The organism is Flavobacterium sp. LHD-80 (assembly GCF_030929605.1).
In the GTDB taxonomy this organism is placed as follows: domain Bacteria; phylum Bacteroidota; class Bacteroidia; order Flavobacteriales; family Flavobacteriaceae; genus Flavobacterium.
In genome coordinates, this window is record NZ_JAVFVS010000005.1 from 500,549 (window position 1) to 525,869 (window position 25,321).

At 31.7% G+C, this 25,321-nt stretch carries 26 protein-coding genes; 3 read left to right on the top strand and 23 right to left on the bottom strand.

The features are described 5' to 3' along the window. Nucleotides 1-10: 10 nt before the first annotated feature. The 12 genes from RB619_RS10180 to RB619_RS10235 form a co-directional block, all read right to left on the bottom strand. A complete protein-coding gene (locus tag RB619_RS10180) occupies nt 11-619 on the bottom strand; it encodes a Zn-dependent protease (protein ID WP_308096999.1) in 609 nt (202 codons plus the stop codon). Between the two features lie 202 nt (nt 620-821). Continuing rightward, the gene (gene ftsY, locus RB619_RS10185) at nt 822-1,775 is read right to left on the bottom strand and encodes a signal recognition particle-docking protein FtsY (RefSeq protein ID WP_308097001.1); all 954 of its coding nucleotides are present in this window, start codon (nt 1,773-1,775) and stop codon (nt 822-824) included. Nucleotides 1,776-1,962: 187 nt separating this feature from the next. Next, a complete protein-coding gene (locus tag RB619_RS10190; RefSeq protein WP_008468081.1) occupies nt 1,963-2,115 on the bottom strand; it encodes a DUF4295 domain-containing protein in 153 nt (50 codons plus the stop codon). 75 nt (nt 2,116-2,190) lie between these two features. Beyond that, nucleotides 2,191-2,373 (bottom strand): 50S ribosomal protein L33, encoded by a 183-nt coding sequence (rpmG, locus tag RB619_RS10195; RefSeq protein ID WP_008253902.1) that lies wholly within the window; start codon nt 2,371-2,373, stop codon nt 2,191-2,193. Between the two features lie 27 nt (nt 2,374-2,400). Further along, complete coding sequence (gene rpmB / locus RB619_RS10200; protein ID WP_008468080.1) at nt 2,401-2,637, bottom strand: 50S ribosomal protein L28; 237 nt, start codon at nt 2,635-2,637, stop codon at nt 2,401-2,403. Between the two features lie 71 nt (nt 2,638-2,708). Then, a complete protein-coding gene (locus tag RB619_RS10205) occupies nt 2,709-3,962 on the bottom strand; it encodes a competence/damage-inducible protein A (RefSeq protein ID WP_308097003.1) in 1,254 nt (417 codons plus the stop codon). A 213-nt stretch (nt 3,963-4,175) separates the two neighbouring features. Further along, nucleotides 4,176-4,520: an Hpt domain-containing protein gene (locus tag RB619_RS10210; protein WP_133524699.1), complete on the bottom strand. Its 345-nt coding sequence runs from the start codon at nt 4,518-4,520 to the stop codon at nt 4,176-4,178. Beyond that, entirely contained in the window at nt 4,520-5,131 is a 612-nt protein-coding gene (locus tag RB619_RS10215) for a fumarylacetoacetate hydrolase family protein (protein ID WP_308097006.1), read from the bottom strand. The genes RB619_RS10210 and RB619_RS10215 overlap by 1 nt, the downstream gene beginning before the upstream one ends. 89 nt (nt 5,132-5,220) lie before the next feature. After that, on the bottom strand, nt 5,221-5,991 hold the full coding sequence (locus RB619_RS10220; RefSeq protein WP_308097008.1) for a 3'-5' exonuclease: 771 nt from the start codon (nt 5,989-5,991) through the stop codon (nt 5,221-5,223). A gap of 214 nt (nt 5,992-6,205) precedes the next feature. After that, nucleotides 6,206-7,531 (bottom strand): dihydrolipoamide acetyltransferase family protein, encoded by a 1,326-nt coding sequence (locus RB619_RS10225; RefSeq protein ID WP_308097010.1) that lies wholly within the window; start codon nt 7,529-7,531, stop codon nt 6,206-6,208. An 84-nt stretch (nt 7,532-7,615) separates the two neighbouring features. Continuing rightward, nucleotides 7,616-8,779 (bottom strand): glycosyltransferase family 2 protein, encoded by a 1,164-nt coding sequence (locus tag RB619_RS10230; RefSeq protein WP_308097012.1) that lies wholly within the window; start codon nt 8,777-8,779, stop codon nt 7,616-7,618. A gap of 30 nt (nt 8,780-8,809) precedes the next feature. Continuing rightward, complete coding sequence (locus tag RB619_RS10235; protein ID WP_308097014.1) at nt 8,810-9,994, bottom strand: hypothetical protein; 1,185 nt, start codon at nt 9,992-9,994, stop codon at nt 8,810-8,812. Nucleotides 9,995-10,138: 144 nt separating this feature from the next. Here RB619_RS10235 and RB619_RS10240 point away from each other — a divergent pair, with 144 nt between their 5' ends. Next, nucleotides 10,139-10,714, top strand: coding sequence for a hypothetical protein (locus tag RB619_RS10240; protein ID WP_308097016.1), 576 nt, complete (start codon nt 10,139-10,141; stop codon nt 10,712-10,714). A 4-nt stretch (nt 10,715-10,718) separates the two neighbouring features. Further along, complete coding sequence (locus RB619_RS10245) at nt 10,719-11,120, top strand: hypothetical protein (RefSeq protein WP_308097018.1); 402 nt, start codon at nt 10,719-10,721, stop codon at nt 11,118-11,120. A gap of 103 nt (nt 11,121-11,223) precedes the next feature. Here the strand turns inward: RB619_RS10245 and RB619_RS10250 are convergent, their stop codons facing one another. Beyond that, nucleotides 11,224-12,414, bottom strand: coding sequence for a DUF5009 domain-containing protein (locus RB619_RS10250; RefSeq protein ID WP_308097019.1), 1,191 nt, complete (start codon nt 12,412-12,414; stop codon nt 11,224-11,226). Between the two features lie 139 nt (nt 12,415-12,553). On the opposite strand from RB619_RS10250, the gene RB619_RS10255 reads away from it, so the two are divergent. Next, nucleotides 12,554-13,297 (top strand): CpsB/CapC family capsule biosynthesis tyrosine phosphatase, encoded by a 744-nt coding sequence (locus RB619_RS10255; protein ID WP_308097021.1) that lies wholly within the window; start codon nt 12,554-12,556, stop codon nt 13,295-13,297. A gap of 88 nt (nt 13,298-13,385) precedes the next feature. Here RB619_RS10255 and RB619_RS10260 read toward each other — a convergent pair whose 3' ends face one another. The 10 genes from RB619_RS10260 to RB619_RS10305 all read right to left on the bottom strand — a co-directional run bounded on the left by RB619_RS10260 (nt 13,386) and on the right by RB619_RS10305 (nt 25,172). Then, nucleotides 13,386-15,770 (bottom strand): polysaccharide biosynthesis tyrosine autokinase, encoded by a 2,385-nt coding sequence (locus RB619_RS10260; RefSeq protein WP_308097022.1) that lies wholly within the window; start codon nt 15,768-15,770, stop codon nt 13,386-13,388. Nucleotides 15,771-15,784: 14 nt separating this feature from the next. Further along, nucleotides 15,785-16,576, bottom strand: coding sequence for a polysaccharide biosynthesis/export family protein (locus tag RB619_RS10265; protein WP_374119684.1), 792 nt, complete (start codon nt 16,574-16,576; stop codon nt 15,785-15,787). A gap of 120 nt (nt 16,577-16,696) precedes the next feature. Then, entirely contained in the window at nt 16,697-18,055 is a 1,359-nt protein-coding gene (locus RB619_RS10270; RefSeq protein ID WP_308097025.1) for an undecaprenyl-phosphate glucose phosphotransferase, read from the bottom strand. A gap of 56 nt (nt 18,056-18,111) precedes the next feature. Beyond that, entirely contained in the window at nt 18,112-18,873 is a 762-nt protein-coding gene (locus RB619_RS10275) for a WecB/TagA/CpsF family glycosyltransferase (RefSeq protein ID WP_308097026.1), read from the bottom strand. 8 nt (nt 18,874-18,881) lie between these two features. Next, entirely contained in the window at nt 18,882-20,036 is a 1,155-nt protein-coding gene (locus RB619_RS10280; RefSeq protein WP_308097027.1) for a glycosyltransferase family 4 protein, read from the bottom strand. A gap of 34 nt (nt 20,037-20,070) precedes the next feature. Further along, nucleotides 20,071-21,207: a glycosyltransferase family 4 protein gene (locus RB619_RS10285; protein ID WP_308097028.1), complete on the bottom strand. Its 1,137-nt coding sequence runs from the start codon at nt 21,205-21,207 to the stop codon at nt 20,071-20,073. Between the two features lie 66 nt (nt 21,208-21,273). After that, nucleotides 21,274-22,398 (bottom strand): glycosyltransferase, encoded by a 1,125-nt coding sequence (locus tag RB619_RS10290; protein WP_308097029.1) that lies wholly within the window; start codon nt 22,396-22,398, stop codon nt 21,274-21,276. Between the two features lie 19 nt (nt 22,399-22,417). Further along, complete coding sequence (locus tag RB619_RS10295; RefSeq protein ID WP_308097030.1) at nt 22,418-23,071, bottom strand: acyltransferase; 654 nt, start codon at nt 23,069-23,071, stop codon at nt 22,418-22,420. Nucleotides 23,072-23,093: 22 nt separating this feature from the next. Beyond that, a complete protein-coding gene (locus tag RB619_RS10300) occupies nt 23,094-23,933 on the bottom strand; it encodes a glycosyltransferase family 2 protein (protein ID WP_308097031.1) in 840 nt (279 codons plus the stop codon). 12 nt (nt 23,934-23,945) lie between these two features. Beyond that, the gene (locus RB619_RS10305) at nt 23,946-25,172 is read right to left on the bottom strand and encodes an O-antigen ligase family protein (RefSeq protein ID WP_308097032.1); all 1,227 of its coding nucleotides are present in this window, start codon (nt 25,170-25,172) and stop codon (nt 23,946-23,948) included. Nucleotides 25,173-25,321: the final 149 nt, after the last annotated feature.

The window sequence follows — 25,321 nt, forward strand, 5'->3', positions numbered from 1 at the left end:
AATCTGCAATTTAAATTAATTGCCAACCTTTACGTTTTAAAAAGCTTTTGCAATCTTTGCAGAAGCTTTTTTCTTGATCCAAAGGATTTCCTTCCTCGGCATCACGCATCAAACAGGTTTTTATTTTGCAATGCGGCAAACCTGCTGTATGACCTAATTCGTGCAACACAAGTTTATAAAATTGCTGACTTTTATTCTTGACAGATAATCTAAAATCAGAAACTACACAGGCTCTTCCTGGTTTATAACCTAAACCCATTACACCCCAGTCTTTTATCTTGTCTTTAGTCGTACTAATATCAGAATTTGATAATCCCACAATTACAGAATCTTCACCAATAGTATTTTTAAGACTTTTAATAATACTATCAGCACGATATCTATTTCGTGGCTTGTAATATGAATTCTCTGCAAATGAAATATTTGATCTTAAGACTACTTTCGGGTTTATAGTTTTAATTTCTGCCAAGACTTTTTGTGCCTGTTCAATTTTAAAACTGCCCAAAGGCTGAATCACAATTACTTTCTGAACGGCATTTTGACTTTTATCAGCATCTCCAATTTTCCTTTGCGTACATAAAATCACAATAAAAAGAAAAACAAGAAAATAGTATTTCATATCAAAACCCGGTTATAAATTATTGCTTAGTGCGCAATCTTTTAAGAACTCCCATGAAGAAGAAGCCTATACCAAGAACTAATAAAATATAGTAAAAAGAAAGACTGTTATCTCGAAGCACATTTGCCAAAACAAAGCAAATAACACTTAAAAAATAAAATACCACAGCCGATATATTTTTTAAAGAATCAAACATTATATATTATTTAAAGAAACTGTCAACGAATTCATATTTATTAAAGACTTGCAAATCTTCAATTCCTTCACCAACACCAATATATTTTACAGGAATTTTAAATTGATCAGAAATTCCAATTACAACACCACCTTTTGCAGTCCCATCTAATTTAGTTACTGCTAATGAAGTAACTTCTGTCGCTGCTGTAAACTGTTTTGCTTGTTCAAAAGCATTTTGACCTGTAGAACCATCCAAAACCAAAAGAACATCATGAGGCGCATCTTCAACCACTTTCTGCATCACGCGTTTAACTTTTGTCAACTCATTCATTAAGTTGATTTTATTATGTAAACGTCCCGCAGTATCAATAATTACAACATCGGCATTTTGAGCTACTGCAGATTGTAATGTATCAAAAGCTACAGAAGCAGGATCGCTACCCATATTCTGTCTTACAATTGGCACATCTACTCTATCTGCCCAAACTTGCAATTGATCAATCGCAGCTGCTCGGAAAGTATCTGCAGCACCTAAAACAACTTTATGTCCCGCTTTTTTAAATTGATAAGCCAATTTACCAATCGTTGTCGTTTTGCCAACACCATTTACTCCAACAACCATTAAAACATAAGGTTTTTTATCTTTTGGAACTTCAAATTCCGTTGCTTCGCCAGTATTGGTTTCAGATAATAATGCTCCTATTTCATCTCTAAGAATCTGATTCAACTCGTCAGTTCCTAAATATTTATCTTCAGCAACACGTTTTTCGATTCTCTCGATAATTTTCAAAGTAGTATTTACACCAACATCCGAAGCTACAAGAACCTCTTCCAGATTATCTAAAACATCATCATCGACTTTAGATTTTCCGGCAACGGCTTTACTTAACTTTGAGAAAAAAGTAGTTTTTGTTTTTTCAAGACCTTTGTCTAAAGTCTCTTTTTTTTCGGTAGAGAATAATTTTTTAAAAAAACTCATTTTTTTGTAGATTTTTTGATTATTAGATTTCTTGATTTTCAAATCAGAAATCTAAATCTTTAAAGAAAGTGCAATTGTTGCTCAAAAAAGAGTCAATTGTTACGATTCTTCAAATTTTTAGACAAATATAGGTAATAAAAAAGCTACTTCCGAATGAAAGTAGCTTTTCTATATATTGTAATCTTAATTATTTCTTTTTCAAGAATTCATCAACTTCTTCAGGAGCCATAATAGATTCTACGAATGTATATGCGCCAGTTTTAGGAGATTTTACCATTTTGATGGCTTTTGATAATCTCTTAGAAGATGTTTGTAACGATGCTACGGTTTTCTTTGCCATGATTCAAATGTTATTTGAAGCTTTTATAAAACTCTCATGGCTACACCATTCGAGATTTACAAAAATCTCTAATTATTACTTAATTTCTTTGTGAACAGTTACTCTTTTCAAGATTGGATTAAATTTTTTAATCTCTAATCTGTCTGGAGTATTTTTTTTGTTCTTAGTTGTAATATATCTAGAAGTTCCTGGAACACCAGAAGTCTTGTGCTCAGTACATTCTAAAATTACTTGGATTCTATTACCTTTCTTTGCCATCTTGCTATATATTTATTTAGGAAAAGATTATTTGATAAATCCTTCTGACTGTGCTTTTTTCAAAACAGCAGTGATTCCATTTTTATTAATTGTTTTTATCGTAGATGCTGCTACTCTAAGAGTAATCCATCTATCTTCTTCTGGAAGATAAAAACGCTTTTTAACTAAGTTTACAGAAAACTTTCTCTTAGTTTTGTTCATAGCGTGAGAAACGTTATTTCCTACCATCGCTCTTTTACCTGTAAGGTCACAAACTCTTGACATTATACTTATCTTTTATCGTTATTCAAAATCAGGGTGCAAAGAAAAGAAAAATAAACCATTGTAGCAAAAAATTATTGCACAATTTTTAAAATTTCTTTCTGTAATATTTCCAAACTCTTAATTGAAGCTCTATCTATCACTTTTTCACGTGGTTGACCAAAGTTAAATTCTTCTACAATTATATCATCTGGAGTCGCCAAAGCTATAAAAACAGTGCCAATTTCGGCATCTGAGTCTCCTTTTGACGGTCCGGCGTTCCCGGTTGTTGCAATTGCATAGTCGGTTTTCAGCATCTCTTTCACACTCAAAGCCATAGCCGACGCAACTTGCGCACTTACAACCGAATATTGATCAATTAAATCTTGCGAAATCCCCAAAACATTGACCTTAGCTTCAGTTGCGTACGAAACGACACTTCCTTTAAAATATTTTGACGAACCTTGCACAGAAGACAAAAGCGAAGCAATTCTTCCTCCTGTACAACTTTCTGCCGTAGAAATCGTTTTATTTTGCTTCGAAAGCAACTTGCCAATTACGGTTTCAATGGTTTCATTTTCTTCGTAACCTACTATTATATCATGAATTATAGCATCTAAAGATTGTACATTTTCTTCAATTGCTTTTTCTAATTTTTCTTTATCACTTCCTCGTGCAGTCAAACGCAAACGCACTCTTCCCGGATTTGGCAAATAAGCCAATTTGATAAAATCAGGCAAATTATTTTCCCAATCTTCTATACGCTCCGCAACTAAACTTTCTCCTTGTCCATACGTCAAAATGGTTTTATGAATAATATATGGGCGTTCGTATTCGCGCACTATTTTCGGAATTATCTCTTCTTCGACTAAACATTTCATTTCGTACGGAACTCCAGGAAGCGATACAAATACTGTATTTTCTTTCTTCATCCACATTCCCGGCGCGGTTCCAACTTGATTATGAAGTACCGTACAAGTTGACGGCACCAATGCCTGGTCTTTGTTCAGCTGTGAAATTGGTCTTTTATAAAAACCCTCGATCAACTGTGTGACATGAGCCAAAACTTTGGAATCAACAACCAGTTCATCATCAAAATATTCACAGAATGTTTTTTTTGTAACATCGTCCTTTGTCGGACCTAAACCGCCTGTTACAATAACAATATCAACTTTATTCTGCAGCTGGGTAAACGTATCTAAAATATGTTTTTTATCATCACTAATCGAAATCATTTCGACAACTTCAACTCCAATTCGGTCTAGTGATTTTGCAATAAAACCAGAGTTTGTATCAATAATTTGACCTATTAAAATTTCGTCTCCAATAGTTATAATGGTTGCTTTCATTCAAATGTATTTATTTGCTTAAGTAATTGTAAGCCATTAACCGAAAGTAGGTTGTTGTGTTCCGAGGTGCGTGAGGGGTAGAAACGGCATCCTTTTGTGACAAATGTCAAATGCTCGTTAAATGATTTTTCTGGAACAAAAGATATAGTGAATAACCCGACCCCATTTTTGCCCTGATTTTTAAAAGGGCAAAAATGCGGTCACGCCATAATTTTACAAATCAAAATCTTTTTTGATCTCTTTTATCGCTTCTTTTACTTGTATTTTAATACTCTTAAAAGTTTCGATAATATCTTTTTTCTTGCCTTCTGCCTTAGTCCATGCTTCAACTTGCAGAATTTCCTCAAAAGCAACATTCAAGCCCATTAAGTCCAATGTAGGCTTTATTTTGTGCGCATAGGAATAGGCATACTTATGATCCTTTTTCTTAATTCCTTCTTTGATTTGTTTTAAATCTTCAGGAACTTCAGTAACAAATAATTTAAGAATTTCGTTTACAAATTCTGGATCATTATCTGAAAGCGCATATACTTTCGAAAGGTTGTACTTTAAAGCCATTATTTTACTTGTATTCTGAATAATTTTTTATCTTCTAAAAATCCTTCTAAAACATCATTGGGTTTTACAGCAGCTACACCTTCAGGAGTTCCTGTAAAAATAATATCGCCAATTTTCAGTGTAAAAAACTGAGAAACATAAGATACAAGCTCATCAATTTTCCACAACATCAAACCGGTATTTCCTTTTTGAACTGTTTTAGAATTGTTTGTTAACTCAAAAGTAAGATTTTCCATAGAAACGAAATCACTTTTTGGTAAAAAATCTCCAATGACAGCCGAACCGTCAAATGCTTTTGCTTTTTCCCAAGGCAATCCTTTTGCTTTTAATTTATCTTGTAAATCTCTGGCAGTAAAATCGATACCAACACTAATTTCATCATAATACTTATGCGCAAATTTAGGTTCGATATACTTTCCTACTTTATTAATTTTAACAATTATCTCAATTTCGTGATGAATTTCCTCAGAAAATTCTGGAATTACAAAAGGATGCTGCTTCAACAAAACTGCCGAATCCGGTTTCATAAAAACCACAGGTTCTGCCGGGCGCTCATTTTTTAATTCCGCAATATGATTGGTATAATTTCTACCGATACAGATTATCTTCATTCTTCTTAAGTGTTCAGTAATCAGTTTTTAGTGTTCAGCAAACTTAGCACTCAAAAATACTGAACACTAAAAACTGAACACTGAATACTTTATTTCGTGTTTAATTTTCTTAATTTAATCCCTGTCAAAACTTTCTTGGTATACAAAGGAAAATCAGCATTTTGAATCCAGCTGAAATATCCAGGCTCTGTTTCTAAAATTTTCTCCACTTTTGCTCCTTTATGTTTTCCGAAAGTAAATATCTCCTCATCATCTTTATCAAAAGCAATCATTCCGGCAAAATCAGCAATTTTTTTACGGGTTGTGAATTCAGATAATGATTTCATATCATTTTCCAATTCAGGATAACGATCTAATTGTGCTTTTAAAATTTCGTAAGTTGCCATGGTGTCTGCCTCTGCCGAGTGCGCGTTTTCAAGACTTTTTCCGCAATAGAATTTTAGCGCTGCACTTAAAGTACGTTCTTCCATTTTATGGAAAATCGTCTGAACGTCTACAGAAACTTTGTTTTTCATATCAAAATCAACTCCAGCGCGAAGCAATTCTTCTGCTAAAAGCGGAATATCAAAACGATCTGAGTTGAAACCTCCCAAATCACTATCTTTTATCATATTATAAACAAGCGGCGCTAATTCAGCAAAAGTAGGTTCGTTTGCCACTTTTTCATCAGTTATTCCGTGAACAGCCGTTGTTTGAGGAGGAATTGGAATAGTTGGATTTACCAGCCAAGTTTTACTTTCTTTATTTCCGTTTGGAAAAACTTTAAAAATTGAAATTTCCACGATCCGATCTTTACCAATGTCAATTCCAGTTGTTTCAAGATCAAAAAAGCAAATTGGTTTGTTTAGTTTTAATTCCATTTTAATTTTTATAAGATTACAAATGTAATTTTAAAAGCCGAATTTTCCGCCCCTATTTTTATTTTTTTGCCCACAAAAGGGCTATTTTATAAATTTTAACTTTCAAAAATAACGATAATCAACAATTCAAAAAATCTCATCTTACTATTTCTCTGCTAATAAAAAACCCGGAAAATAAAATATTTTCCGGGTTCTAAATTTATTTATGAATTGATTAGAAATCTCTATCTACATCAAAAGCTTCTAAATATTCTGCTACTCTTTTTACGAAACTTCCACCTAATGCACCATCTACAACTCTATGATCATAAGAGTGCGATAAGAACATTTTTTGACGAATTCCGATGAAATCACCTTCTGGAGTTTCAATAACAGCTGGCACTTTACGAATTGCACCAAGTGCTAAAATTCCAACCTGTGGCTGATTGATAATTGGAGTTCCAAAAACACTTCCAAAAGTCCCCACGTTGGTAACCGTGTAAGTTCCACCTTGTGTATCATCTGGTTTTAATTTTCCAGCTTTAGCACGGTTTCCTAAGTCGTTAACCGCTTTTGCCATTCCAACTAGATTTAACTGATCTGCATTTTTAATTACAGGAACAATTAAATTTCCGTTTGGCAAAGCTGCCGCCATTCCTAAATTGATATTTTTCTTTTTGATGATATAATCGCCATCAACAGAAATATTCATTCCAGGAAAATCTTTCAAAGCTTTTGCAACTGCTTCCATCATAATTGGCGTAAAAGTCAGCTTCTCGCCTTCTCTTTTTTCAAAAGCTGTTTTAACTTTATCTCTCCATTTTACAATGTTGGTTACGTCAACTTCAATAAACGACTGAACGTGTGCCGAAGTTTGTACAGAAGCCACCATGTAACCTGAAATCAGTTTACGCATTCTGTCCATTTCAATAATTTCGTCACCTCCATTTACCGAAACAGGAACCGCCTGCTGGCTTTTTTGAACTGCTGGCTCCACTACTTTCGGAGCTTCAACAGTTTTTGGAGTTTCAGCAACTTTTACCGTTACAGCGCCAGATTTGCGATCTTCAATATATTTTAAAATATCTTCTTTTGTTACGCGTCCGTCTTTTCCTGAACCTTGAATACTGTTTAGTTCAGCAACAGAAACACCTTCTTCTTTTGCAATATTTTTCACTAATGGCGAAAAGAATTTATCCGATGATGTAAAATCTTGAGGAGCAGTTACCGTTTCTTTTACCGCTTCAATTGTTTTTTCAATTTCCGCCGCAGCTGCAGGAATTACTGTTTCTTCAGTTTTTGTTTCAGCTGGAGCATCACCTTCTGTTTCAATAATCGCAATAGTTTGTCCTACTTGAACTAAATCATCTTTACCAAATAATTGTTCAATTAAAACTCCTGATACCTCGCTTGGCACTTCACTGTCAACTTTATCAGTCGCAATTTCCAGTACAGCTTCATCAGCTTCAATTCTGTCTCCAACTTCTTTCAACCAGTTTGTAATAGTTGCTTCAGCGACACTTTCTCCCATTTTAGGAAGTTTTAATTCAAATCTTGCCATATTGTTAACCTCAAGGGTGATTTTGATTTTCAGATTGCGAAATTACCGAATTTTTTAAATATAAATTACATTTAATATAATTTTTTACTCAATTTTTACAATTTGCCCCCTGTCATTTCGAGAATTGCTTCCAATAATAAAATTTGTGTTTTTGGGGAAAATCTTAAAAGTAACGTTCTTATCTTTAAGAGTTTCTATGATTTTGATACATTTTTTGAATGAAACGTACTGATTATCTAAAATAATCTCAACCTTTTTACCCTTAAAAACGTGGCACGAATTTACCATTTTTTCTTTTTTGAAATCTAAAAACTCTACTTTATTTTTTAGAATTGCAGGTAATTTTTCAGACAAAATAGTATTTGAAGAATAAAAAATATACTTTTCTGGCAAAAGATTTCGCTTTGGTTTTCCTTGAAACATTTTAACAAAAGCAAAAAACCAAATTCCTATTTGGATAAAAGCACTAAAAAAGAATGATTTCTGAAAATGCTTTTGATACAAGAAGTTCATTGCCTCTTGAAAGCGCTTCATATATTTTTCATCCTTTACAGTACTTTCTCCTTTATAATGCAAAACTGTCGTTTCATGAAAATAATAATTTGACTTTTGCATTTGCAACGCGCGATACGACAAATCAATATCATCAGCATACATAAAACAATTTTCATCAAATCCTTTTAAATCTAAATAAAGTCCATGTTTCATAAACATAAAAGCACCAACTAAAATTTCAACTTTTCCTGTTTGATTTTCACTCAAATGTTGTGCATAATACTGGTTGAAAATTTTCCATTTCGGAAAGATTTTATACAACGCTAAAACTTTAGTAAAGGCAACCCAAGGTGTTGGAATGCCACGTTTGCTTTCGGGCAGAAAATTTCCAGTTCCGTCAATTAATTTACAGCCAATAATTCCAAGGTCTATTTTTTCTTCGGCGAAAGCCAAAATCTTAGTAAAAGTATCTTCGGCTACAACTGTATCAGGATTCAAAATACAGATATATTTTCCTTTTGCTTCTTTAAAGCCAATATTATTTCCTTTAGGAAATCCAAAATTCACTTTGTTTTGGATCAGTTTGACAGAAGGAAATCGTTCCTTCATCATCAAACAGGAATCATCATTTGAATTATTATCAACAACAATAATTTCAGCATCCAACATAGCGATTGCTTCCTGAACACTTAAAACGCATTGTTCCAGAAAGTATCTTACATTATAATTAAGAATTATTACCGATAATTGCATGAATTTTTGGACTGATGATTTTTGGGGAAGTTAGAAATTTTCTGTTAAACCCAATCGTAAAGACCAATCGTTTTTACTTATTCCGTAATCCAAGGCTAAATTACTGTTGTTTTTTTTGTTCCATTTAATTCGGACTCCAGTACCAACGGCAGGATGCCATTTATCAAATTGATACGTATCCAATTTTGAAACCGATGAAATATTAGCAAAAAATACAGCGCCAAAAAATCCATTTCTGGTTATATCCGTTCTATATTCGGTTTCAAAATAAATCAAAGCATTACTTCGATATCTGTTTTTTGTAAAACCTCGTCCTGTTTTTCCGTCGCGATCCCAGCCAATACTCGGCAAATCAAGATAATGAGGTTTTCCGCCAAAAGTCGACCAATAAAACGCCCTCGAAGCCCAAACTCGGTGTTTAGTTTTACTAAAAGAATGATATTTTCGTGCATCAAAATACAACGACTGCCATTTATCTCCGTTGACACCGCTTGTATTTATTCGCAAATCGGCTTCAATATACATTCCTTCTTCGGGATTCACTATGTTTTTTCTGGAATCATAAAGACCCTGAAAAGCAAATCCGAACGAAGTTTCATCTGAAAAATCTCCGTCCATATATTTAACATAGTCAGTCTCCCCATCAATATTTGACTCTTCAGAAATATTAGTATAGTTGTCATAAAGAAAACCCATTCCTAATCGATAATTTCCAACCACTTTACGTGTAATGAATTGATAAAAACGCCACTGTTTATAGTCTAAGGTTGACATTTCTTCTTTGGAATTATTATCTCCTAGCCCATACGTGAGCTGCGGATAAATCATGTAACGGTAATCACCAATAAAATTCCACTTATTGTCTTTTGTATAAATATAAGATTGTATAGGAAAAACGTATTGATTGCTAAAACTAAAATAAGGAGAAAAAGAAACCTGTGACATATTTGTCGTTTCATGATCTTCGCCTAAATAAAATGTAGTCAGAAAAGAGACAACGAGTCCATTTGAATTGTTTGCCCCGACTGGTACAGGCAATAAGGAAAAAGCCAGCTTTCGATCTTTGCGTACGGCTATTGAATCATTTTTTTTAAATATTTTATAAACAACATCCAAAATATCTTGGCTTTCCACAGCAGTACTATCATTTTGTGAATAACAAAATGGCGAAATAAAAATTACAAACAAGATAAATTTTATTTTTAAACTACTCATTAAAAAGACTTTAAAAATGTATTCTTACAAATTTAAAATTTTATTGAGACAATAACATTATTTTAAAAAGATTTACTGAGAGAAAACTAAATACGTCAGAAAAAGTATCTTTGAAAGAATGAATACTTATTTCAAAAACAAATAATGATTATGATTCGTCCTGCTTTGATCTGTGCTGTAATTTTTCTTTTCACTTCAAGTTTTGAAAATAAAATTGAGGTCGAATCAATAGAACTTGTTAAATCAAATACTTGGTTTATTGCGGGACCAACTAAAGAAGATCAGCGAATTATAAATGCTATCCGCCAAAAAGAAAACATTGTACGTGTTACGGCTAAGGAATTTCCAATTGGAGAAATTGAATTGAATGTTACTATAAATCCGTCAGAAACTAATGATGGAATTCCGAAAAACCTATCTGAGACTTCTGGTTTTGTGACCATTATATACAAATCAACTCAGTTAATAAAACTGCAGGCACGCGAAGGAAACTCTGAAGGAACAGGTTGTGTACATGGAGGCTCGCACCCTATGGCCGATTTACCTGCATCTCCTAAAAATTTTACCACTTTAAAGATTCCGTGGAAAAACTTCAAACAAGACGGACTAGCTGACGGAAAACTTTTGAATATCCACAATTTGTGTAAATTCAATTTTGTGAATTACAAACCAGTTTCTGGAGCTCTATTGGAAATAAAATCTGTTACAATTCAAAACTAAAAATATGAAATCAAGACTTTTCATTTTGCTTTTAATTACTTCTTTCTTTTTTAATTTCGGCTATAGCCAAAAGAAATCAGCCACTTCAAAAATTGATATTAACGGCGTTTGGGCAGATATAAATTCTGGTGTTGAGAATGCAGTTGCCATAATCTCAGAAAAAAATGGAGAAGTCATTTTCTCTCATTACTTAGAATGGAAAGGACAAAAATTTGTCGAAAGCGGAAAGGGAAAACGAATCGGCAATACAATTACATACACAGTAAATGTGACTTTGCCAATTGATGGCTGGGCAACCGCTGGAACTCATACTTTAATTTTATCTGAAGATGGAAATACTCTAGAAGGAACTTTTCAAGATAATAAAAATCGAAATGGGCCAATCGCGTTTAAACGAGTTAGGTGATTTTTGTTTCAAGTTTGAGGTTTCAAGTTTGAGGTTTCAGGTTTCAAGTTCACTCTACACGTATAACTTGAAACCTGAAACTTGAAACCTGAAATTTTTCTCTCTACAAGTGCAACTGAATTTTATATTTATTGCAAATTTTCATTACCAAAAGCATAATCGTCGAAAAAACTAGCGACCAGATAATCCCTGGAATTCCTTCGCGGAAATAATCTGGAATAATATGAATATTAAAAGCTAAAGTGAAATAATAAATTACACCTGGCAAAATATAAATCAACAACGGATTTGCTGCTGCAGGCATAAAAAATTCACTCCATTTTGTTTGCTTTTTAATTTCCATAAGCCAATACAGAAAATAAAACAATACCGTACAAATAGTTGCTGAAAACATTGTCCACGATGGAGTTCCTTTAATTTTTGAAATCCCAAAATAAGGTCTAAGCAAATAACCAACTATAAAAAACAGAACGGCAAAACCAATAACTGGCCAGTTGATTTTGGTTTCGATTTTTTTATCAAAAAACAATAACGAAATAACAACTCCAGCACTTACTAAAGAAGCGTGCGTTAAATGCCCTGCAACAAAACTAAGCCAAGATGATTGATGTATTATGGAACCTTCGACTAGATTCAATGAATTTGCAACGACACAAAAAACTAAAAAAGTAATCATTGCCCATAATCTACCGCAAACCAACCAATAATAAACAACTGTAAAAAGATACGCCCAGCCAATAAGGCCAAGGATTCCCCACCATTTTGGCGTCATTCCTCTTTCGCCTGTATCTTGAATATAAAGAAAATATAGAAGAACCAAAACCAGCATTCCACCATATTGTAGTGTATATTTTAACCAAACTGGAAAATCTTTAGAATATTTATTCCAAATTGGAATTGGCATTGAATAGGCTAACAATCCCCAAAAAGCAGGTGCGATGAGCATTTTTGAAGCATCATAACCGTATTCAGCATTCACCATGAAAACTCCAATTATAATTAAGGCCAAAGCTCTTTTTAAGGTGTGTGCCCAAATCGTTTTGGAACTATCTCCTTTTATAAGTCGCGCATTAAAGGCAAAAGGAATAGACATTCCTACAATAAACAGGAAAGCAGGAAAAACCAGATCGACAAAAGTCATTGCATCAGCATCAGCTGGCATATGTTTCATCCATTGGGGAACATTTTTTATACTCGCAAGTTCATTTACAAAAATCATTACAAAAATGGTAATTCCTCGCAAAGCATCTATAGAAACAATTCTTTGGTTATATAAATTTTCTTTTATTTTCATAAAACATTAAATTATTAGCAGAAACAAATATAAAATAATACCCGAGATAGAAAAATTAGATTACCATTCAAAATCTATATTATTAAAAGTTTACCATTTTCAATTCGAAAATATAGAGTAGTTTACTTACTTTTGCAGCATGTTATCATTCTTAAAATCAAAACCGTATTTAAAGGACCTTCTAGCAGGTAACTTTGTTGATATTCATTCACATTTATTACCTGGAATTGATGATGGTGCCAAAACAATAGAAGACACAAACAGACTTGCAAAGTCTTTTGAAGAAATGGGTGTTGTTCAATTTATTGCAACACCGCATATTAGCCATTATATTTGGAATAATTCACCTCAATCAATTATAGCCAAACATAAAGAAACCCAAATTTTACTGGAAGCTGAAAATACAAAAATTCCTTTTCAGGCTGCAGCTGAATATTTCATGGATGATTGGTTCGAAACCCATTTTCAAAACGAAAAGCTATTGACATTAAAAGACAATTATGTATTAGTCGAAATGTCGTACATGAACGCACCAGTTCAATTGTATAAGATTCTTTTTGATCTTCAGGTTGCAGGATATATTCCGGTTTTAGCACATCCTGAGCGTTATTTGTTTTATCATAAAAACCTTAATGAATATGATAAATTAAAAAAAGCTGGCTGTTTATTTCAGCTTAACTTGCTTGCTACTGTAGGTTATTATGGTGCTGAAATCACAAAAGTTGCCGATGAACTTCTAAAAAAAGGAATGTATGATTTTGTGGGAACCGATGTACACCATAACAATCATATTGCTTCATTCAATCAAAAAGTAAAAATTGACAATAATAATATTAAAGTTTTAAAAGAAGTCATTGCTAATAACCAATTTTTCAAATTCTAATTCTGACTCTGAACTAATTTAAAAACAATATCGCATAAAAAAAGCGGCTCAAATAATTGAGCCACTTTTTTTATGCGATTAATTTATATTATTTCGAAATGATTCTTTTGTACCAAGGTTTTTTCTCTACTCGTACACCGTAACCATATCCATATCCATAACCTTTTGTCGAATCCGTGTCATTAAGAACGATACACATATTCGGTAATTTCTTCTCTTTATAGAACGTATTTGCAATATTCAACATACGTTTTTCTAGGACATTTGCTCTCATTACATAAACAAATGTATCAGCATTTTTAGCAATTAATAAAGTATCTGTAACTAAACTAACTGGTGCTGTATCGACAATAATATAATCGTATTCTTTTTTAAGATCTTCAAAAAGCTGATCTACTTTATTGCTCATCAATAATTCAGCCGGATTTGGAGGAATTACACCTGATGGCAGAATAAAGAAATTCTTATATCCTTCATGTTTGATAATATAATCTTTCACCTCTTTATCAGTTGAAGACAAATAATTTGTCAAACCTAAGCTAGGTACGTTAATATATTCCCCAAACTTAGGATTTCTAATATCGGCACCAATTAACAAAACTCTTCTTCCTGACAGAGCAAAAGTCGCCGCAAGATTTACTGATATAAAAGTTTTACCTTCTGAAGGGAAAGTTGATGTCACAAAAACCGTTTTTGCAATTCCTTCAGGAACTTTCGTAAGCATAAACTCTAAGTTTGTCCTTACAATTCGAATTGCCTCTGCAGAACTTGTTCTACTTTCTGATTTTATCAATTCGGCAATATCATCAGAAGTTGGTACATCTCCAATAAATGGAATTTGTGTTTTTCCTTCCAAATCTAATTTACTTTTGATTTTTGTATCTAATAAATCATTACCATAAATAACACCAAATGGAACCAATAACCCTAAAAGCATTCCTGCCAAATAAATAATTCTTTTCTTTGGACTAATTGGATTTTTATCAGCTTTTGCAGCATCAATTACTCGTGCATTAGGCTCTGTAGCAGATAGCGAAATTGCGGTTTCTTCACGTTTTTGAAGTAAATATAAATACAATTCTTCTTTAACTTTTTGCTGTCTAGCGATTACTCTAAACTGACGTTCTTGCACCGGAATTTTACCAATTTTGCTGTTTAAAATTCCTTCCTGGCTTTTAATGTCACGATTTTGAATTTGCAAATTAGCCTGCATTCGTCTCAAACTTGCAGCAACATTTGATTTTAAAGATGATATTTGTTGATCTAATTTTACTACTGATGGATTCTCTTCAGTAGCTGACTTTAGAATTCTATTTCGATCTAAAACTAACTGATTATAAGACGAAATTAATCCGCTTGCATCATTGTTATCAGAGATCATGTTAGTTGGCAATAAATCAGAATTAGTGCTTTTTTTAATAAAATCCAAAAGTGAAGAAACAACATTCAATTGAATTTCAGTTTCAACTCCCTTTTTATCATATTCTGTTGAACCTTCAATAAAAAGTTTTGCTTCAGATTCGATGTCTGTCAACTTGTTTGTCTTTTTGAAACTCTCAACATCCTGCTCAACTCCATCTAATTCCTGTGCTATTAAAGCTAATCTACTTGCTATAAATTTAGAAGTGTTTTCAGAAATAAAATTTTTGTCTTCAGCTGCATTTTCATTATAAATCTGAATCATGTTATCAAGAAAGTCTTCAGCTTTTTTAGCAACAGGATCAGAGATTGAAACATTTACAACACTGCTAGTTTTACTTATAGGTTCAACTTTTAGTCTTTTTCTAAAACTTTCAGTTAATTCATCTAAAGGATTAATAATTATAGTAATTGCCCCAAACCTTCCCGTATGGTTTTTAGCATAAAATGAGGTCTTTTGAATAACTAAAATACCAATTTTAGTTGCAATCTTTTCTCCAAATTTAAATTCATTTTTTGCGGATAAAATAAAGCTTTCCTTTTCCTCTTCTTCATTTTCTAACAAAAAGGAATTTGAATTCAAAAGTTTGCAATTCAAAACCGCTTTTGTCTTATCAAATAAAACTGTTTTGTTTAAAAAATAAGCTTTAATTGGTGTATCAACGTATACATCACGATCCACTACTTTTCCTTCAACAAAAAAGGCAATATTAAGGTTTAATTTTTTAGTTGTATTTTCGACTAGTGTTCTGGATTTTAAAATTTCAATTTCATTGTCAACATTATTTTTCATGCTTCCACCTAAACCTAAATCGGCAAAAGCAGATAATTCTGAAAGCATTCCGCCTTTTTTCTCATCTTTTACTAAAATTGAAGTTGTAGCTTCATAGCTTGGTGTAGTATAGCGTAAATATATAAACGCTAAAATCAAACCAATTACTACACTTACTAAAAACCATCTCCAATGAATTAAATATTTATCTAACTGTTCTCTTAAATTAACATCCTCGATTTCGTCATCAATTACATCGTTATAAAAATCTTGCTTTTGCATTTTCTATTTCAGTTTTATTTAAAGATTAGGACAGACAACGATACCAAAATAGAAATCGCTGATATAATTACTGAGGTATTAGGACCAACCGCAGATGAGTTTACTCTTGTTGAATTTGGTTCAACATAAATTACATCATTTTGAGCCAGATAATAAAATGGTGAATTTATAAAATCAGATTTTGTAATATCCACTCTATTATATGATTTCACTCCATTAACTTCTCTTATCACTAATATATTATCCCTGCGTCCATAAATAGTCAGATCTTTCGCCATACTCAAAGCTTCGATCAAAGTAACTCTTTCTGAAGCAATCGGATAGGTACCTGGTAGATTAACCTCACCCTGCAATGAAATTTTAAAATTCATAATGCGAAGGTTAATAATAGGGTTTTTAATATAAACACTAATTTTTTCTTGCAATAATTTAAGAACTTCGGTACGCGTTAATCCGGCCACTTTTAATTTCCCTAACACAGGAAATTCAATATAACCATTTTCGTCTACTAAATACAATTGGACAGTTTCTTGTCCTCTAGTAACATCAAGTCTGTTGTTATTTGTTGTACTATATGTTCTTAAATTAAAAGGAATTGCAACTTCAGGATCATCAGCAGATACTAGAATCATCAATAAGTCGTCTGGCTGAATTTTAATCTCATAGGAATTTAGATTTTGCTGTGCAGTCATTCCATCAATATTTTGATAATACACAACATCTTTTTTGGATCCACAAGAAAAACATAAAAATAAAAGCAATAAAAAACTAATTGCTTTTATAAAAAAGGAAGAATTCAATTTCATTAGGTCTACAATTTACGGGGCAAATATAAGGATTAAAAAAATATTTATTTTAAAGGCTACTATGGCTATTTAAATACTAATAGCTAGATAAATTTGTACTGCAAAATATTTAAAAAATAATTAAAAAGCATTTTCTTCACCTTTAAACACATTAAGGACGGTTTTAATTATTATTTTAATATCGAGCAGTAAACTCCAATTTTCAATATACCAAATATCATACTCTACTCTATTTTCCATATCAATAAGTTCTTTGGTCTCTCCGCGAAAACCATTCACTTGTGCCCATCCGGTTATCCCTGGTTTTGCGTACTGACGTACCAAATAATTATTAATCAACTCGCTGTATTGCTTGGTATGATTTACCATATGCGGTCTTGGGCCGACTACGGACATATCTCCGAAAAACACATTAAAAAACTGAGGTAGTTCATCAATACTTGTTTTTCGCATAAATGCTCCAAATTTAGTAACTCTTCTGTCACCTTTTACAGCTTGTTTACTGTCTGCCGCTCCATTCAAGCGCATACTTCTAAATTTTAAACAGGTAAAAGATCTATTATCTCTGCCTGAACGCTCTTGTTTGAAAAAAACGGGGCCAGGCGATTCTATTTTTATGATAAGCATTATAATAGGAAACAGCCATGGAAATATAAATACAAGTACAAATGAAGAAAAACAAATATCAAATACTTTCTTTAAAAATCTGTTTACAGCCGCTTCTAATGGTTCTCGTCGAAACATCAATACAGGCGTGTTTTCATAAAATGTCATTTCAACTTTATTTGATTTTGTATACAACTGAAAGTCTGGAATAAACTTAATACGGACCATATGCTGTTCGCAAATTTTCACCAATTGATTTATTACAGCAATGTTATCAATATGCAATGCCACATACATTTCATCTACCTCTTCACTTACAATAAATTCTTCAATTTGATCAAATCCACCTAAAATCGGGTGTGAAATAAAGGCAAATGGATCTATTTTTTCATCAAAAAAACCAAGAAAACGGTACCCATAAGTTAAATCCTTAGCTAGAGTTCTGCGCATACGTTCTCCAGTATCATTTGCACCAATAATTATAAAACTTCTAAAATTATATCCTTTTGCTCTAATATATTTAAGAAGCTTCATTGAGAGATATCTAGAAACCATCAGCAACCCAAAGAATATTAAGTAGAAATAAAACAGCCTAAGCCTCGAGATATCTTCATACTTTAAGAAAAAAACAAAAAAAGCTGTGATTGCTAAATGAACAATTACCTTCTTTATCGTTCTTTTTAATATAGATTCAATAGGTTCGACCCTTACAATTCTAAATGAATCTCTATATAATAAAAGTCCAAGCCAAACTAAATTTCCAAGTAGTGAAATTGTCTGAACCTCTTTCCAAAATAATTTATCAATTGTGCCGAATCTAATCAACGCAGACAATACGATCGAAGTATTCAGTAATACTAAATCCCATATCATAAATAATAGTTTAAAATAACGGGAAAACCGGTATTCAGAAAGTCGTTGAAGAATTCTCATATCACAGTATTTCTTTTGAACATATCAGCAATCTTTTTTTCGATAATAAGTTTTACGAAGACTGGACCATAATATAAATATCGTTTCCACATTCTTTTTGGCTCATTTATCAATCTAACAAACCATTCTAAACCTAAACTTACCCAAAACTTGCTGGGGCGATGAATAGTTCCAGCATAAAAATCAAATACAGCACCAATTGAGCAAATTATTCCAACATCCAACTGATCCTTAAATCCATGCGCCCATTTTTCTTGCTTTGGGGCAGTCATACCTACAAACAAAACATCAGGCCTGAAAGCATTTATTTGATCTAACATCAGTTTATTTTCATAATCTGAAAATTCATTTTTAAATGGTGGTGAAAACGCATCTAATTTAATATTAGGGAATTCTTCTGATACTTTCTGAATAATCATATCCAAAGTTTTTTGAGAAGAGCCTAAATAAAAACAGGATCCTCCTTTCTTATTTAGGTCAGTAAGTAGTGATTCATGAATATCAGCTCCCGCTATTTTTTTTATTTTTTTTCCATTCAATAATTGAACTGCCGCAACGATACCTATCCCATCAGGCAAAAGAATATCGGATTCCTGTAAAGCTTTTTTAAACTCAGGATCTTCTTCTGCAATACAATAAGAGTATTGATTGATTGTACTTATTAAGACCTTGCCACAGACTGAAAATGTACAATCAGATATATCTCCATTAAAAATCAAATAATCTACACAAGACGTAAATAATATATCACTATTCATTTAATCACTTAATTTAAAATATTGCAAAAAATAGAATTAAAATACTCGATTTGCAAATTGGAATCATATTCCTTTGAAAATTTTTTATACGCATTTTTTTGTAGATTCACTTTCATTTCTTCAGGTAATTCAAAAAAATATTTTATAGTTTGCCTCAAACTATCGACGTTTCCTACCTCAAAATGGAATCCATCAACTCCATCTGTAATCATCGAAGAGGTAGCACCCAAATTTGAAGCTATTATTGGAGTCTTACATGAAAAAGCCTCCAAAATTGTCATTGGCATTCCTTCATACCAAATTGATGGAAAAATTAATGCTGTCGCTTTTTGCAATTCCAATAGTACTTCTTCTCTTTTCAAATTACCTAAATAAGTAATATTGTTGTTTTTTTTCGCTACATCCAAAACTTTTTCTTTCAACTGACCATCTCCTGCAATTTTCAACGAATAAAGAGTATCTTTAAAAGCATTCAACAAAACTGATATTCCTTTTTCATTAGATAATCTACCTACAAACAAAAAATATTCTTCTTTTTCAAGACTCGTAGTTTTAATGGGGATAGAAGTGAAATTTGGTTTTACAACAAATTTTTTCTTTTCAATTCCAAAGTTGGATTTTTGAAAAAGCTCAACAGCAAAGGATGTTAAACAAATATAACAATCAATTTTTTTCCAAGTACCAATTTTTTTATGGAACCACACAATAAAGGCAAGCCAAAATGTTTGAAAAAAAGAAGAACGATATACTCTATTAACAATTGCTTTCCACGGAAAAGATTGCGATAAACTATCTGTAAATAAATAGTCTTTGTGTAAAAGAATTGCTGATGGACACAACAAACGATAATTATGTATGGTATGGATTACCGGTATTTTCAAACGATTTATTGTCCTAAAAATTAAAGGGCCAGAGGCAAAATGCCAATTATGTACATGAACAACATCAGGTTGAAACTCCAATATTTTTCGTTTTACTTTTTTTGCAGAAAAAACATTCCATAATGATCCAAGAAACTGTAATCCCCCCTTTAAACCTCTTTTATTTTGGAAATGTAAAATTTCGACCTCATGCAATTGTTTTAACAGTAATGCTTCTTGGTCAACAACCGCGTCTTCGCCTCCGCGCAATAAATAGTGACTATGTATTATGAGAATTTTCATTTATTTTTTTTCGACTATGAATCTAATATTAATCTTAAGATAGATCTGCATAAATTTTATTGTATTTTTCAATCATACAATCAATACTGAAAAGTCTGTTTGCAAAATCAAACGCTTCCTGTTTTAGTTCATTAATATCAAACTCTTTGTTTACAATTTTCTCAAAAATATTCAATAAACCTTCTTCATTATTTAAATCAAACCATAATGGCCAATTTTCTGGTAATGTCTCCTCTAATCCAGGCGTTTTGGCAGCAATCACAGGAACTTTGGAAAATGACGATTCAATTGAAACAAGTGGCAAGCCCTCAAAACGAGAAGGCATTATGACAAAATCAAAACAATGCAGCTTATTAGCAATCGAAGGAATAGCTTCGTGCACAAAAATATTATCATTATGCTTTGCAAGGTTATCCAATTCATGTTTGAACTGACCACTTCCTATAAAATAAAAATGTAAATTGTTTTTATAAAGCCGATTAATACTCGACATTCGATTTATTAAAATATCAACTCCTTTTTGATACTCAAAACGACCACAAAATGCAATATTAATTTTACTTAGCGACAAAGAAATATCAATAACTGATGGTACTGTTAAATTACGACCATTATAAACAACCATTTTTCGATTAGAAACACTTAAATTATTACTTTCTCGAATATTGCAATATGCTTGAAGAGCAGCTTTTGAAACACCAACTACAACATCATTATTAAAAACACTTTCTGTATATTTAGCAATTCTTGGATATGTTGGCCACAATTTTGTATTATGTATAGTACGAATAATTTCCGGAATATCCATTCTGAATAAATGCATTAAACGGATTGTATTTGCAAGAACTAAATCGGGCAAATCGGTATGTGAATGAATACAGATTGGCTTTTCTTTTTTAATAAACCACAATAAAGTAATAGGTGCAAAAATTAAACTTAAATGCTTAAATCCTTTAAACAAACTCAATGTTTCTATTTTCTTCTCTTTTAATTCGACACGTTTACTATTCGAATAGCTTGTACTTGAACGATACAATTCCACTATAAAAAATTCAATAGATTTATCGCCATTTCTTTTACAATGCTCTGCAAGTGTAAAAGCAACATTTTCAGCACCTCCCAAATTGACAGAAGTAATTAAATGAAAAATTTTTTGCTTCTTTTTATTCATCTATGATTTACAGTTATATATTTTTTATCTATGACTATTAATTACGTTCATCAATCCATCATAAGTTTATGAGCTAACTATCTTTTTTAGCTCTTCTTCAATAAAATCTCTTCGAAACACAATTTTAGAAGGTTTACTAGATAGTAGCAAAGTCTCTAATATATTTACATTACTTAAAAATATTTGAAGTCTTTCAATCACATCATTTGCATCAATAGGATCAAATAACTCACCCATGTCATATTCTAACAAGCTAGCTGATCCGGCATACTTTGAACAAAAAACAGGAAGTCCGAAAATCAATGCTTCATTTACAACTGCACCAAAAGGTTCGTAAGTACTAGGCAAAATAAAACCAGATGCACATAAATACCATGCCAAAAGTTCATCCCCTTCAAATCTTCCCGGCAAGATAACTTTTGATTGCAACTGATAGTTTTTAATTATCGACAAAATTTCACCCTTAACATCACCTTCTCCTATCAAAACGAGTCTTAAATTTTCATCATTACTTAGTAAAGAAGATATCGTTTTTATAAAAAGAGGCAAACCTTTTGGTTCTATAAATCTTCCTACAAATAGTAATACTTTTTTTCCTAAGAGGTCATATTCACTCGCATACTTTTCAGCTATTTGTTCTAAAGAGCTTGAATTTACCCGTAAACGTTCAGGTAATTGCAAAATAGGAAAAACCACAATCCTACTTTTTGAAAGATTAAATTTTCTATTATAGTAATCAGAAACATCCTTAGATAGCACTATTATAAAGTCTAATTTTTTTACCGAAAAACTTCGTGCTAAAAATCTTAATTTTGATTGTACTTCGTCACATATTTGAATACTATCATCAATCGTAGAACCAAGTGTCTGATTGATTATACCCAAACGTTTAAGCATTATTAAATACTGTGTTGTAAACGAATATTCATAGCTAATAATAAATTCTGGCTTAAAATCCCTGATAGCTTTTAACATCCCAAATCTAAAGACCCTCCCCTTGAACTCTGGCCCTTTTAATAAAAAAGAATAAGAACACTTTAACTGCGAAAGCAATTTTTCTTGATCAAATTTATGGTTCCAAACATTGTCGTAAATAAATAAAATTTTAACTTCGAATAAATCACTTAAAAAATTAAAATAATCTATCCTATAAGGAGCCAGTGCTGGATGAAAAATAAGTAGTTTTTTCATGTCATTTTTTCTCTCAACTTTAATAACGATCTCTTGTCCACGTGACACCTTCCTTGATTTTCGTTGCAGGAATTCCAGCATATACAGCATTAAAATCTGAAAATTTTCCAGTAACGATGGCACCGGAAGCAATAATTGAATTATCACCAACAATTGATCCTTTTAAAATTTTTGAATCAGCACCTAACCAAACATGATTTCCTATCAAAACTGACTCGGCAGGATTTATCCTTAACATTGATTTTTCATCGTAAATAGCATGACTATCACCATTCCTTATTTCAATTCTATGTGCAAACATGCAATCTTGGCCAATAGAAATTGATTTTCCTTCCGTAGCTGCAATATGCCCGCTCTCCATGGTAGTGCGATGACCAATTTGAATTATACCTCCATCATCTTCAATCCATAGCTCAATATTGGACAATATACAATGTTCACCAATTATTATTTCACAATTATTACCCGAAACATGCAACAAACAATTCTGTAATCTATTTTCAGGATGAATTCTTATTATATTATTTTTTCCGTTAATTCTAATTTTTGTCTTTTTAAGGAAAGCTTGCTTTAAAATCAGGCGGTTTCCAAATATGCCACGCATATATAAAAGAGAAAATAAACTATAAAAAAAGGCTAAAAGTGACATTAGATTTTTATTTTCTTTCATCATGTATATTAATGTTTTCCGCATTTCACTTAAGCTTTAAATTCCATAAAGAAGGGATGATAGCACGTAAATGTATTGTGCAATAATGAAAGCAAGCCACGAAAAACCCATTATGTCTTTTATCGAAAACAAAAAATTGAGGTGGATAACAGCCACTGGATGCGGAATACAAGCTTTTTAATCTGGTTCTTAAACTTAATGATACCGATCTCCATCTTGGCACTTCGGAATGGCTCTCACAGAATCCAATATATCTAGGCGCTAAAAAAAGATCTATACCATTTTTTTTAGCTCTAAGACTATAATCAAAATCTCCTACAGCATGATGAAAAATATAATCCAAATTACCTAAAACTTGAAATACCTTTCTAGGTATCAATACACAATTTCCATTACAATAATCGGCTTTCTGGAAAGTTCCGTCAGGAATGATTAGTTGATTAGAGTTCCTATTAAATCCTCCATAAGTTATATTATAACTTTCTGAAGATTGCGTAGAACCACAAACAATCGCATTAGGAAAATTTTGACTTAACAAATCAGAAATAGCTTCTTTAACTAAAAAAGTATCATCATTCAACCATAAATAATAATCAAAATCCTTTGCAATCGAAGCTCTTTCCCATGCTAAATGCATTCCTCTATTCCAATAAAGATCACCATTTCCCATAATAATATTTACAGATGGAAATTGAGACGTTATAGCTTCAGAAGTCCCATCAGTCGAACCATCATCAACTAAAAAAACATCAAAAGTAAATTTTTCTGGAATAATACATTGATAGAGTGCTGTTAGACTTGATATGGTTTTATCTTTACGATTATGACATGTTAATAAAACTGCTATTGAAGATTTATAATCCATTTATCTATATTATTACTGTGGGAAATTATCCCTTTTAATTAACATTTTTTCATTAACTACTTTATTTCTGACAGAATATCTTTTTAGATTTTCTTTTTTAAAAAATGGAAAGCAATACACACTCAAAATAAAGAAAGTCCACGGCGCTGAATTTACAAGCCCATTATTAGTAGATCCGACAAGTATAAAAGAACAAAAAATTACAAATTTATCAAGCAATCTATACTGTTTAAAAAATCTATTTATAAATAAATAATACAAAAAAAGTAATATTATTGATAATGGTAATCCGTAGTTTATTATCAACACTATATATGAATTCTCAACACCTCCTGCACCTAACTTATACATTATAGGCAGATAATTTTCGCCATTGCCACACCAAAAATCACTATCACTGATGTATGAAAAAGCATCAAAAACCTCAAATCGTGTTTGGGCACTACCGTCGTTAATTTTTGAATTTGTAATTCTTCCACCTAATCCGTAGTCATTAACAGCCTTAAAAATTAAATATCCAGATATGACAAAGAAAAATAAAAACAGAAAAGAAACTATTTTTTTTGTCTTTTTATCCTTTAATACACGCCAAATATAGATTAACAATAGAAAAAGCCATACTAAAATTGAAGCTCGAGCATTAAAACAAAGTAATGCAATAAACCCTAAAATAACTAAAACTAATTTCGTTTGCAATTTCATGGAACTAGTAATAATAAAGCCCATCATTGTAGAGACGCACAAAGCATTAGAAAGTGGGTGACCCAAAAAACCAGAGCTTCTAAATGCCCAATCTTCTAAATAATACTCCGCATTACTATCCATATAAGGAAATACATTTACAAAAAAAAGTCGTTCATAAATAGCTAAAAGACACTCCGTTATAAAAAAAATAAGAACTAAATATCTAATTATTTTTCTATTTTCTTTATTTTGAAAGCCTACCAAAACTGATAAAATCATTGGCATTAAGACAAAAAACAATACCTGATTTATTTGATTAGACTGACCTATGAAAATTTTAAAAAAAACAATAATTATTCCAACGAACATTATTCTAAACTCTAGCTTAAAGCGCTTAATGAGTGCTTGATTAACATCTGTTATAATATTAGACACAAATAATACAAATAAAATAAAACTTGAATATGTACCTACTTGAAGTATTCCAATTTTAGCTGCAACAGTAGTACTTATAAACATATAAAGTAATATCCCTAGAAATAAAAAATATCTCATTTTTATACTTTCATAACATACACAAATTCATGCGTAAAAAATTATTATTTTCTAAATTATTTCACGAAATTTTCACCAAACATTGTAGTTAGTAAAAGACCTGCTTTCAAAAATTAACAAATCAAGAAAATGAAGATGACCGACGTATA